Here is a 12745-nt window from a genome sequence, read left to right as displayed (position 1 = left end):
TTAATTCCTTTGTGGAGGTGAAAAATCAGACAACCCCTCCCCAAAAAAAGCAAAGGGAGGGGAAAACCTACTACACTAACGTAGTGCCTAATCTACAATAAGAAAAAATGCAAATCACTGTCCGCCGCGCACCAACCGAACGTGATTGTAGTTGTTGCGACCGCCGTGGCCGTCACCATCATAATGGAAAGGCACGTACCACGCGGAGTATGGGTAGCCCACAACAGGGGAACTAGACCAATACCAGCTAGAGCGCGTATTGGGGAAATAGTCCGCATCAATGACTGGACCACGCCGTCCATAATGAACAATGGAACGCAATTCTTCCCGATTCGGCATCCGCCAATCTTTATAGCCGCAGTAACCTGCTACATTCACCCGTGCAACGTAGGCTTGGGTGTTGCAGTAGGTGTCGGGATTGTCTTTTTGATAACCGTAACAAATCGCGCCATCGTCATCTGCATAACCATCCGCGCCACCATTGGTATCAGGGTCAGTGTTGTACCAGTTATAGCGGTCATCTGCATCATGCAGACCTTCATCACCGACTTTACCATTTCCGCCTTGCTTCACTTCCCACATCAAGCCAGTGACGTTGTCTTGTACACAAGACCACTCGGTTGCTGCCGCCGATAATGCCTGCCCTGTCGCACTGATTTTGGTGAAACTAAAGCCTGCATGACCATCACTGGGGTCGTTATGCGTGACATCTCGCCCGTGCGAACAGTCTTGCATTTCTACCGTTGCACCTGTGCAGGTGGCGTTATTTCCAGATGGATAATTCCCGCCCCAGGTGATGCCTGTGTCGTTGAGCTTGGATGTGCCTGTGAAGGGGGGAGGGGGTGGAGCTGTCCCAATCACATCAACCCAGCCTTCCTTCACTTCCGAACCAGGACGTATCCCTGAAATCACACTAATAGAGAAAAAATCCGTACCGACATAGTTAGTGTCTGTCAGGCTATAAATCAGATTGTTACCATCGACCGATAACTCCCCATGCTTAGGAGATTCAACAATATTGATGTGAAAATCATTTATAGGCCGCCCAGCAAACGTGACCTCAACAGGGAAAACTTTGGGGAAAGACGAAGCCTCGCCTGAAGCCGTCAACCGCGTTTCAATTTCAGGCAACACAATATCAGGCCCAATGTCCGAAAATTCAGAAGCCAAACGATCTACAATAAAAGCAGAATTATGGGCGTTGTAATCTATTTTCCAAGGATGGCTCAAATATTCATAATACGTGAAAGAATTTGACCCATTATCCGTGCGTAATGCCAAATGTCTTATGAGATCAGCATCATCTCTCCATTTATAGTCAAGTGTATATTGGCTAAAAATAGCATCAAACACGGCATAGCGGTAACGCTCTGCCAAGCGAGAATCAAGACAATACTGCACGCCAGGCGATAAATCAGTGGAAGCTAAAAACTTCAAAGCCCCGCTGTTGTATCGTACCAAACGCAAAGGTATATCCGTCAGATTTGTAATGCAGTGAAACGCCTTATCACCTTGATTGAACTTATGAAAATGCACGCTGGGAGAATTTGGCGAATTCTCAACTGCATTTTTCATAATATCTTGTGCTGAAGCCATTTTGTAGTAAGAAATATGCTGCGCTGGATAATGCGTTTTCTTACTGGACTCTTCAGTACTGCACTGTTTCAACTGGTCATCAAGAAAGAAAAATTGAAAAACTTCTCTAAAAACCCCACGAGACTTGTGATTGACCAAAACACTGGCTTCATTGCGTCCCATAATGAAAGAAAAATAACCACTTTGCTCTGTCACCAGAACATCAAAAAAGTCAAAAAAAGCCAAACCCGTAGCAGGGTCTTCTTTCAAATGATCAATGACTTGTCCTGCCGTAATCAAAGCATTACGCACTTGATTGACTTCAGGTCTAAAACTCACCCATTCTTGATAACTCCCCTCAGAATATGGACGTTCTTGAATATCAAACGACCATCCTAACAGCGGCAATGACTTATTAACACGCAAAGCCACTTCAGTAGAGGCTTTTGACTGGTTAAAGTAAAAAAGAGCGGAATTTCGAGTACGCGCCTGTCTTTCACTATTAGCCACCATCAAAATATTTTTTGACAAGGTTTCAGGGTTGGTATCTCTAAGCAAAAAGAACCCATTATTAAAACAATCACCAGTTAATATGAGTCCGTGACAATCCTCATTTTCAAGGCCAAATGTTTCCATATTAAGCTTAGGCTGAATGCCGTAAGTAAACATTTTGTGTTGCACACTGGGCGGAGAAAAAGTCAATTCCCCATCCACCACCTTAATATCAAAAGGATATTCGTTGGGTGTCGCAAACTGCGCTCCCAAAATGCCTACCAAAGCATTTGCTTTTTGGGCTGCGCCAAACGCATTGGAACTCAAAACAATACGCAGTAAATTTTCCACATTATCCGCAACCGTTTCTCTTGACCAATTAAACAATTCAGTCAATACCACTGTCCCGACAGCTTGGATAACCGAAGCAATGTCTTCAGGAGATTTAACCGCCGCCGCAACACCAAGCAATGCCGTAGCCCCTACAATTTCTTTGGCTCGCTTCTCTAAATTGCTCAAGATTCCGTGGAAAAGTATATTGGTTTGGCGCGTGTAATTGTCTTTACCGATGCTGCGAAAAATCCCTTTCATATCATGCGGATTGAGCTTGTCGATCAAGGTGTATTCATAGCTTCCTTTAGCAAAAATACCCAATTTATACCCTACATAAATTCGCGCCACTGTTTTACAAGAAAGCGCGCCCACTTGACAAGGCACTTTCTGACTTCCTTGTTGAACATGGGTTGGAGTCATTTTAGCAAGATGATGTCCAAGCAATTGAGCAGCAACTAATTTTGCAAGGCCAACGTCTTTTGACAAGCCACGATACATGGCATCGTCTTGTTTCCCTTTTTTATCAATCAGCATATTAAATATGCTTTGGGCATCAATCTCAGCACGGTTTGGACGTTGCGGCAGTGCTGCCACAGCCACTTCTACCAAACGTTTTAAGTTACCCAGCGCATTTCTTGTTGGATCAATCACATCGATTCTGAGCTTATGCGCATCTTCGGCGTTGAAACTTTTTGCTTCTGAATCAGCATCTTCTGCTTCTGAATCAGTATCTTTCACCTCTGACTCAGCAGTCACGATACCCGAATAAATATCAAGCACTAAATCAGCAGCCAACAAAATAGCCTCAATCCCGTCCATAATTTGAGAGCCAATTTCACCTGCGTTTTCCAATTTAGTGTGGATTGCTGTCAGGGAATCCTTGATTTTCACCATGTGACCGTTTTTGTACTGAACCCCTGTTGTTAATGCCTGTAAAGCCAGCATCACGTTATTAATGGTGTGTACATTCCAGCCCAGTTCTTTAGTCACCACATAACGCCCTTCACCTTCAGTACAATATTTATTTTGATCGGGGAAATTATGCGCCAACTGATCCCCCGACAAAAACAGCGAGTTATCAAAGGTTGTTCCCTGAAAATCCGTTTTTTGATAAGCGTTAAAGGCTATCGCCGCGGCAGTTCCAACAGCCCCGCCACTCATTTCTCCAACCAAATTAGGCTCAAGAATAGGTTTAGTAAAAGCCTGAGTTCCCGAAACACCCGCCATAAAATCACTAAAAGAGTAACTTTTACCCACAACAGACAGCGCAATAGGCAATGAATTACCCACGCTGACTGTAGAATTCCCATCAAACTCAACACCAACCCATCCCATATTCTGACTTGCTGGAGCAGACCGCGCTGTTCGTTGCGGGTCTGATGGAGCTTGATAAGGCATTCTCCGTGCGGTGGGTTCAGGCAAAGCAACAACAGCAACATAAGTGCGGGCTTGAGCAATTAACTCATCTAACCCATCAAAGTAAAGAACGGCTAAAATATCCTCATTAACCGCTTCTAACCACTCATCTTGTGCTTGTTGCATTAGCTCACTTTCTGCTGTTACCAACAAGCGAGCGATTCTATTTTTTTCCGTGACAGGCAAATTAAATAATGTCGGATCACGAGAAAAAACTTTAGCAAGAACAGTGGTTTCTGCATTTAACTGACTTTGCCAATCACCCACTTGAAAGGATTGATAAACAATAGTGCTTTCCCCATTTTCCAGTTCTTCTTTCAAAATCACATCAGACAAAAACTGTTGTGTTTCAATTTGAGTACCTTGTGCGGTTTTTTCTCCAGACAAACTTTCTAAAACCAACTGACGCGAAGATTCAGAAACATTACCTTGTTCATCAACAACTTGTCTGGGTTGAATTTGCTCATACTGAATCGCATAATTTGCTACCGCAGACACTCTAACTTGGGCTTGTTTAAACACGCCTGCGGAAATGCTGGCATCATCCAAAAACCCATCCGCCAAATCAGCCGTCAACACATCTGCCCAAGCGTCAAACTGTCCTGCATCGTTCCCAATTTTCCGCCAAAATTCATCACCATCAAACAAAGTTTCAAAATTATCAATGACTTCTAAAGTGGGATCGCGGTCAATTTTCAGCGTTTCAGCGATTAAAGTGCGGGCTTTTGATTGTCGCATAGTCCAATCATCATCAGCGAATCGAGTCGCCAAGCGCATCACCAAACTGCCATAAACCGTAGCATGACAAGTATTCTCCGTTTGCGTGGGCAGGCACAACACCATCAATTCCCCAGCGAATGGGCGATTGGGATCGTTGCTAAAAAAACCGCCGCGAATTTTCAAATACGTCACATCGCCATCAGGCACGGTTACACTGTAATTGCCATTTTCATCTGTCACATTGGGAAAAGACGCAAGTTCAACCCCATTGACATCGTAAAACGACAAAGTCGCTTGCGTAATGCCAGGCGAACCGCCTGCGGAATTTTTAGAACGCGCTTTAACCGATTGTCCCGATAAATCCACCGACACTTGGCCGCTAATCATATTACCCGAACGCGCAGGGCCAAAATTATCCACTTGCAACAACAAACTGCCATCTTCAGCTGTACCGTGATAACGCAACGTCAACCACCAATCAGAGGGCGCAGAACCCCCTAAATCATAATGTACACGCGGCAAATGCAAGCGACGATCCGCATCTAAAAATGTATTTGCCGTCACCGAAGCCACAGGCATATCGCCATATTGCGTCAATTTCAACAAATGCACGCCTTCAGAGGGATTTAAATGCGCAAAACGAGCCGTAGCATCAGGAGGAGGAGTGGGAGTATTTTGCAATTGCGACAACGGGACAGTGAGAATCCCATCAGGACTGAGTGATGCTGTACTCCATACAGAAACAGAATACGACAGCAGCAATCCCCAAGTCGCTAATTTTCCTAGCGAAAATAAAGGTATATAAGTAAAATCCTTTGGTGAATGGATGATAAAATGCACAAATCGTTTACTTTTTATCGTAAAACCAATGCACCATCGAATTTTACCTAATTTTTAAAAAATACGGAAATGATTTTTTTCTGAATTAGAGTTTACAGAACAAGTTAATTCTGAAAATTCTTTAATTCTGTAAATTCTGATTCAGACCAAATATTATTTTGGTGAGTTTTTTTTGTTACCTGAAAATCCTAATCCAAACCAATAAACCTCACCCCAAAGATTCAGAATCAGACTCACTCTCCGAAGCCACGCGCTTGAACAAAGTATGACCGCAATTTGGACAGACAGGAATGTAATCAGGCTGGGTAAATTCTAAGCGATGACCGCATTGCTCACAAATTAATACGCCTATGCCTGAAATTTCTCCGCTTAACCACTCACTGGCACAGCGGGCGCGTTCAGCCAAATCTTGCAACTCTTGTTGCGTGTGATCCACCATCACGCTGAATAGGTCTAATAACCGATCTTCTATTAACTCTAAATCTTGTTGTAACCAATCCGCTAAACTCTGTTGCGTTTCGCTGAGAAAATGTGCCGCATCTTCCACATCTCGACGCAAATAATCACCAATATGTTGTGCTTCCTCTTCGGTTAATTCGCCCAACTCCACCGCACGCTCCCGCGCATGAGCAATATGTTCGCCCAAACTCAATGTGGCTGGTGTGGTTAATGTTTCTTTAATCCGCGCCATCATTTGTTGATAGCCCGTGGTTAAATGATCGTGGTTTGACATGATATTTCTCCTTTTGTCTGAATCAGAATTTACAGAATTAAAAAATTGATAATATTTGACAAGAATCCGTTCATTTTGAACATTCAGAAATGCTGATTCAGACTACTTTTTCCATTAGAAAAAATACACTAAGCTGGCACTTGACCCGCAGACACCAGTTTGGCTTCCAAACGTTCTACCGCTTTTTTCTCCCGTTCTAACGCGCCCTCCGTCTTAATCAAACGATCTCGCAGCGTTTGTAATTCTTGTCGTGCCAAAATCACCTCGCTGTCTTGACGGCTGGCATTTTCCTTATAGGCTTGTTCTTGCGCCTCACCACGCGCCACAATCCCCGCTATTTTCTTCTCCAACTCCACACGAGCGCGAATTTCTGCGTCTATCGCTTCGCGCTGCTCTTGTTTCTCTTCTTTGGCTTGTCGGGCTTCGGTGTCTAGTTTTTTAATCGTCTCGCGCAACTCTTGCACTTGCGCCTCGGCGACACTGGTGCGGGCTTGTTCTTGCTTCAATTGTCGCCACACCTGATCTGATTCTAGCTTAATTTCGCGTAAGCTCTGTTCCAAACGCTCTTTAATGCGTAGGTTGACGGCTGATTCTTCTTGGGCTTGGCGGGCTGATTTTTGCTCTTGATCCAGTTGGCGATTGGCTTCGTAGAGGCGTTTTTGTAAACCATCATTACTTTCTCGCGCACGCCCTAATTCTTCGATTAAATGGCGAATTTCATGTTCTTGTTTATCGACTTTCTCTTGTAGCAGCACAATTTGGGTTTTGGCACTCTTGAGTTCCCCATTCTCCCGTTCCAAATCCACTTGCAGCGATTTGTTGGCGCGAGTCATTTGTTCAATGGTTTGCTTTTTTGCAGCAACCACTTGTTCTAATTCGATAATTTGTTGTTGGGCTTGTTGTCGTTGTTGCGTCAAAACCTGTTGTTGATCTTGATGTTGTTGGCGCATGGCATCAAGTTGGCGATGCGCATAATCTTGCGAAATCGTCCAAATGATCTCTGCGGCCTCCACACCAATACGTTTGACCTCTTCGGGTAATTCGGCCAATTTATCTTCTGAAGTGCTAAGGTGAATAGTTTTCCGTGACATTAAAACAATCCTGTTCTGAAAACGTGAAGGAAAAGGAGGAAAAAATTACGTCGGGCGCACCGTCCTTAAACGGTGATACTGGGTTGTCATTATAGTGGCTAATTTAAGCAGTGAGTATGGTTATGAATAAAATCCTTGTTGTTTTATTGGGGAGTTGCTGGTCGCTGATCGCGCTGGCGAATCCTCTGGCTTTAGACGACGTTCCTGAACCACTACAACCTTGGACAGAGTGGGCGTTGTGGGGAACAACGGAACAAGCTTGTCCTTTGGTACAAACGGGAGTGTCCAATGCGGAGCGGCTGTGTGCGTGGCCGAGTTATTTACAAGTGACCGCTTCGGCCACACAAGCCCATTTTTCTCAAGAATGGCAATTGTACCGCAGCGAATGGATACCCTTACCCGGCCACAGTCAGTCCACGCATCATCATTGGCCGCAGCAAGTCCAAGTGAATCAAATTAATGCCTTAGTGGTTGAACGAGAGGGGCTGCCGTGGATACGGTTAGACGCGGGGCGACATCAAGTCACGGGGGTATTTTTTTGGGATCGAGTGCCTGAATTTTTGCGTGTTCCCAGTCACACGGGATTGGTTACTTTATCCGTTATGGGACAAGAGATGGCTTTACCTGAATTGGATCGCCAAGGTCGTTTGTGGCTGAATCGCAATGAGCGCGCCCGCGAAACAACGGACGAAGATCGTTTAACGTTACGGGTTTATCGTCGTTTGTCGGATCAAGTGCCATTGCAAAGTGTCAATCGTTTGGTGTTAGAAGTCGCTGGGCGACATCGGGAAGTGGTGTTAGCTCCCGTATTGTTGGCCGATCAAATTCCTATGCAGTTAAACAGTCCCCTGCCGGCGCGTTTAGAACCTACGGGAGAATTACGTTTACAAGTTCGTCCCGGTACATGGGAAGTCGAAGTGGCCGCCCGTTCTCCCCATGAAGTCACAACCTTGCACAGTGTGGCTTTGAACCGCGATCCCGCTAATCATACGCAAGGCATCTGGGCAACGGAAGAATTATGGAGTTTTGAAGCCCAACCGATGTTACGTGTGGTGGAGATTAGTGGTGTGACGGCTGTTGATCCGCAACAAACGCAATTGCCTGACACATGGCGTTCGTTGCCGACTTATCGCGTGTTGCCCGGTGAAACCATGACTTTGTCAATAAAACAACGCGGCCTCGCGGATACGACAGCCAATCAGTTGAATTTGTATCGACAATATTGGTTAGATTTTGATGGCAAGGGTTATTCGATTCAAGATCACATCACAGGACAAATGAACCGTCATTGGCGATTAAACCTATTGAATTCTCAGAATAATCAAGATGCAGCTTATGCGATGCAATTGGGACGGGTGAGCGTTGCAGGACAAGACCAGTTTATTACGCGCTTAACTGAAAATCAGCCGATGGGCGTTGAAATTCGACAAACACAAGTGGATGTCACTGCGGACAGTCGGTTGTATGGGGATATTCAGATATTACCTGTGGTTGGTTGGCAGCATGAGGCGGAAACGGAGAGTTTTCAACAATTCCAACAAGTCGGTGCCAGTTTACATTTACCACCGGGGTGGTCTCTATTACATCTACACGGCGCGGATCAGGTCACGCAAACTTGGTTGCAAAATTGGACACTGTTATACCAATTTTTTCAGAGTCGTATAATAATACTTTTCAAATAGGAGAGAATAATGAACAAAAGATATGAAGATTTAGAAGAATTAATGTCAACAGGTGAAGCGAGAGAAGTGAAGCGAGCGATGGCAGTAAGAATGTCTTTGCTTGGTTTTGTGCGTGCGGAAGCGGCTTTAGCGTGTTGTGTCAGTGTGCAATTTGTGGATAAATGGAAAGCCATTTATTTAGCGTCAGGGGTGGAAGGATTAAAGTTAGCGTATAAAGGCTCGCCAGGGTATTTAAAGCCGCGTGAACGAGAAGATGTGATTAATTGGATACAAGAAAAGAAGACAATAACAATAGAGGAACTAAAGAGATACTTAAAAGAGGAGTATGATGTTTTCTATTCTTCAAATACTTCTTATACTAAATTATTAGAAGAAGCGAATTTAAGTTATAAGAAGACACACAAAGAGAATTCGGCAAAAGATGAGGTAAAAGTAGAAGCTAAAAAAAAAGAGATTAAGGATTTAATAGATAAGGAGCGTGAACAGATAGAAAGTGGAGAGGTAATGTACTGGATGCAAGACGAAAGCCATCAGTTGTGGGGAGATATTTGTGGTTATGTTTGGTCGAAAAAAGGAGAAAGAACGTCAATAAAGATGAGTAATTATCGCACTTCTCAAACGTGGTATGGAGCGGTGAATATTTATACGGGAGAATTTATTTTAGATAGGGCAAAGAAAGCTGATACAAAATATACGATAGACTTTATTAACTGGCTCATTTACAGATATAAAGAAGCCCGTCATGTGATTATTTGGGATGGTGCAAGTTATCATCGTTCTGAAGGTTTAAGAACTTATTTAGAGAAATTAAATGGGGGACTTCCAGAATCAGAATGGAAAGTTCGTTTATTAAGATTTGCACCTAATGCCCCAGAGCAAAATCCAGTCGAGGATATTTGGCTTCAAGGTAAGAATTGGGTCAGAAAGAATTTTCATCGCCTATCAAGCTTTAAAGAAGTCACTAGTATGTTTGAGACCTTTTTGTCAGGTAAAGTGTTTAAGTTTAATAAAATTAAACAGTATCTTATACCTAATATCTAGCTAGATATTAAAACTTAATTTGTTTTTATATCTCACATAATTTTGGTATAGATTTGTTTATTGTATTAATTTTGTCCTTAGCGGTGGCGAAATTGTGGGGCTATGGTTGGGGCGTTTTAACTTTGATCACTTTGGTTTTGAGTTATCAACAACATCCCGTTTTACCGTGGGTGTGGATGCAAGTGATTGCGGCGTTGGCGTTGTTGCGTGTGTTGCCCGGTGAGGGCAAATTGCAATGGTGGGCAAAGAGTTATCGTAATTTGAGTTTATTGGTCTTGTTGATTTTAGTGATACCGTTTTTAATTGATCAAGTCCGCATTGGTTTGTATCCGCAATTAAGTCAACCGTGGCGTAATTTGGCAGAAGAACAGTATGCTTATGATACTTATGGTTTTGATTCGCAAAATCAAATGGCTGCTCCTGAACCAGTGGCACCGATGTTGTACGAGTCTGAAGAACGCACTCGTTCTACTGAAGGTATCGTTGCGAAGAGTAAAAAATTAGATTCGTCGCAATCGTTGGCTTTGATACAAATCGATCCGAATGTTTACGTGCAGACGGGGCAAGGTTTACCGCGTTGGCAGTGGCAAAAAGTGGATTTAACCTGGAGTGGGCCGGTGAGTCATGAACAAATGATGCAATTATGGTTGTTACCCCCCGAATGGACGCGCGTTTTAAATATCATTCGGGCGATGTTAGTGGGTATTTTGGCGACTTTCTTTTTATATCTCTCTTGGGCAACGTCAGCCCGCGCTTGGTTTTATGCGATGAAAACGGAAAAGCCAACGTCACCAAGTACAAATACAGGAAATAGTTCTACGGCTGCGCTGCCCTTATTACTGTTATTTGTAGGCGTAATTTCGGCGGGTTGGTCTCCGTCGGGACGTGCGGAATCGGCAATGGCCAGTTACCCTTCTCCGGAATTATTGAGTGAATTACGTCAACGGGTATTGGCGTTGCCTGATTGTATGCCGCATTGTGTTAGCAGTCCACAAGTGCATTTGCAATTAGAAGGTAATGTGTTGACGCTCAGACAGCAAGTCCACAGCGCAGTGGATGCCGCGATCCCTTTACCGGGTCAAGATCGCCATTGGTTGGCGCAACAAGTGTGGGTTAATGGAGAGTTGGCAACGGCATTGCGCCGCGATGATCAAGGGCAGTTGTGGCTGTCGCTGACATCGGGTATTCATGAATTGCAATTAATGGGTATTGTTCCCTCCCGCAACAGTTGGCAGTTGCCTTTTCAGTTAAAACCAAAACGTTTGACGTTGAGCGTCGAAGGTTGGCAGGTTGAGGGCTTACGCGATTCGGGGGAAGTTGAAGGCACTTTGCAATTTACCCGTCAATTGAGTGCTGATCCCACTATGCCGTTGGAAATGGGGATGTTGCCGCCGTTTGTAGAAGTGGAGCGGGTGTTGTCCTTGGGTTTAGATTGGCAGGTGCAAACCACGGTGACACGCTTATCGCCTTCGGAAGGTGCGGTGGTGTTAGAAATTCCGTTGTTGTCTGGGGAATCGGTGACTTCTGAGCATGGGCGTGTGGTTCAAGGTCATTTGCAATTGACTTTGCCCGCGCAACAAAAATCGCTGACTTGGTCTTCTGTTTTACAACCACAACCGAGTTTAACCTTGACTGCGGCCACGTCTCTGGCCATGACTGAAGTGTGGCGATTGAATGTGAGTGCGATTTGGCATTTGGCCTTGTCGGGTATTCCACAAGTGCAGCAACACAGCGAGGGTTATTGGTCGCCGGTGTGGCGGCCGTTTCCCGGAGAACAAGTGACCTTAGCGTTAAGTCGTCCTTTGGGAGTCGCGGGACAATTATTGACGATGGATAACAGTGTGTTGGAAGTTACGCCGGGGCAGAGAAGTACGGATTATACGTTGACGCTGTCGATTCGTAGCGGCCGCGGAACTCGACATCCTATTGGTTTGCCTGTGGGTGCGGAGTTGCAAAGTGTGTTTATTGACCATGTGTTGCAGCCGATTCAAGCGCAGAATGATCAAGTGGTGTTGCCGATTCGTCCGGGCGCACAGCAAGTGGTGATTCGTTTTCGTGAAGCGCGAGGGACAGAAATCCGTTTTTCTACTGCGCAAGTGAATTTGGGTGTGGACAGTGTGAATCACCGCGTAGAAATTTCTCCGCCATCGCAACGGTGGATTTTATTCACCTGGGGCGATGCGGTGGGGCCAGCGGTGTTGATTTGGGGGGTGTTGTTGGTGATGTTGTTGTTGTCGGTTGGTTTGGGGCGTTTGTCGTTGACTCCGTTGAAAACGCGCCATTGGTTATTACTCACTGTGGTGTTGACTCCGTTATCGGTGGAATTGGTGTTGTTGGTGGTGGGTTGGTTGTTGGCTTTGGGCTGGCGACGGGAGTTGAAAACCGCACCGTTGACGTGGCGATTTAATCTGTTGCAATTGGCTTTAGCCTTGTGGACGGTGGTGGCCTTGTGGACGTTGTTGTTAGCGATTCAGCAAGGTTTGCTGGGGCATCCAGATATGCACATTGCGGGCAACGGTTCAAATGCGGGTTATTTGCGTTGGTATCAAGATCGGGTGGATGGTGTATTACCGTTGGTGGGTTTCTTATCCTTGTCCATGTGGTGGTATCGGGTGTTAATGCTATTGTGGGCCTTGTGGTTGTCGTTTGCGTTGTTGCGCTGGCTGCCGTGGGCGTGGGAATGTTTTACTGTTCAGGGTTTATCCCGTCCGTTTTGGGAGCGTAAAGGCAAAACCGTAATGACTGAATCGAAGTAAGGCGTTTTGTTTTAAGGGTCTGAAATCGTAAAAAAAGCCCGTCTAATTGCTGGTTAATATGGCTTT

At 44.9% G+C, this 12745-nt stretch carries 6 protein-coding genes; 3 read left to right on the top strand and 3 right to left on the bottom strand.

The features are described from left to right. Positions 1–114: 114 nt before the first annotated feature. From TPSD3_RS08630 to TPSD3_RS08620, 3 genes are all read right to left on the bottom strand, one after another. Positions 115–5376 carry an Lcl C-terminal domain-containing protein gene (locus TPSD3_RS08630; RefSeq protein ID WP_140048518.1) on the bottom strand — a complete coding sequence of 1754 codons (5262 nt, stop codon included), beginning with the start codon at positions 5374–5376 and terminating at the stop codon, positions 115–117. Positions 5377–5584: 208 nt separating this feature from the next. Continuing rightward, on the bottom strand, positions 5585–6109 hold the full coding sequence (locus TPSD3_RS08625) for a zinc ribbon-containing protein (RefSeq protein WP_086488143.1): 525 nt from the start codon (positions 6107–6109) through the stop codon (positions 5585–5587). Positions 6110–6237: 128 nt separating this feature from the next. After that, on the bottom strand, positions 6238–7200 hold the full coding sequence (locus TPSD3_RS08620) for a coiled-coil domain-containing protein (protein WP_086488142.1): 963 nt from the start codon (positions 7198–7200) through the stop codon (positions 6238–6240). Positions 7201–7322: 122 nt separating this feature from the next. Between TPSD3_RS08620 and TPSD3_RS08615 the strand changes: the two genes are divergently transcribed. From TPSD3_RS08615 to TPSD3_RS08605, 3 genes are read left to right on the top strand one after another with little or no spacing between them, the layout of a single operon-like run. Further along, positions 7323–8882, top strand: coding sequence for a hypothetical protein (locus TPSD3_RS08615; RefSeq protein ID WP_086488141.1), 1560 nt, complete (start codon positions 7323–7325; stop codon positions 8880–8882). A 9-nt stretch (positions 8883–8891) separates the two neighbouring features. Next, the gene (locus TPSD3_RS08610; protein WP_086486662.1) at positions 8892–9923 is read left to right on the top strand and encodes an IS630 family transposase; all 1032 of its coding nucleotides are present in this window, start codon (positions 8892–8894) and stop codon (positions 9921–9923) included. A gap of 53 nt (positions 9924–9976) precedes the next feature. Continuing rightward, on the top strand, positions 9977–12679 hold the full coding sequence (locus tag TPSD3_RS08605) for a hypothetical protein (RefSeq protein WP_086488140.1): 2703 nt from the start codon (positions 9977–9979) through the stop codon (positions 12677–12679). Positions 12680–12745 lie beyond the last annotated feature (66 nt).

This window comes from Thioflexithrix psekupsensis, assembly GCF_002149925.1.
Lineage (GTDB): Bacteria > Pseudomonadota > Gammaproteobacteria > Beggiatoales > Beggiatoaceae > Thioflexithrix > Thioflexithrix psekupsensis.
The sequence above is the reverse complement of the archived record's forward strand: the minus strand, read 5'-3'. Positions and strand labels throughout refer to the sequence as shown.

Bases quoted from the DNA above. Each gene is read 5' to 3' on its own strand.
- TPSD3_RS08625 (WP_086488143.1), bottom strand. From the start codon at position 6,109: ATGTCAAACCACGATCATTTAACCACGGGCTATCAACAAATGATGGCG.
- TPSD3_RS08620 (WP_086488142.1), bottom strand. From the start codon at position 7,200: ATGTCACGGAAAACTATTCACCTTAGCACTTCAGAAGATAAATTGGCC.
- TPSD3_RS08615 (WP_086488141.1), top strand. From the start codon at position 7,323: ATGAATAAAATCCTTGTTGTTTTATTGGGGAGTTGCTGGTCGCTGATC.
- TPSD3_RS08610 (WP_086486662.1), top strand. From the start codon at position 8,892: ATGAACAAAAGATATGAAGATTTAGAAGAATTAATGTCAACAGGTGAA.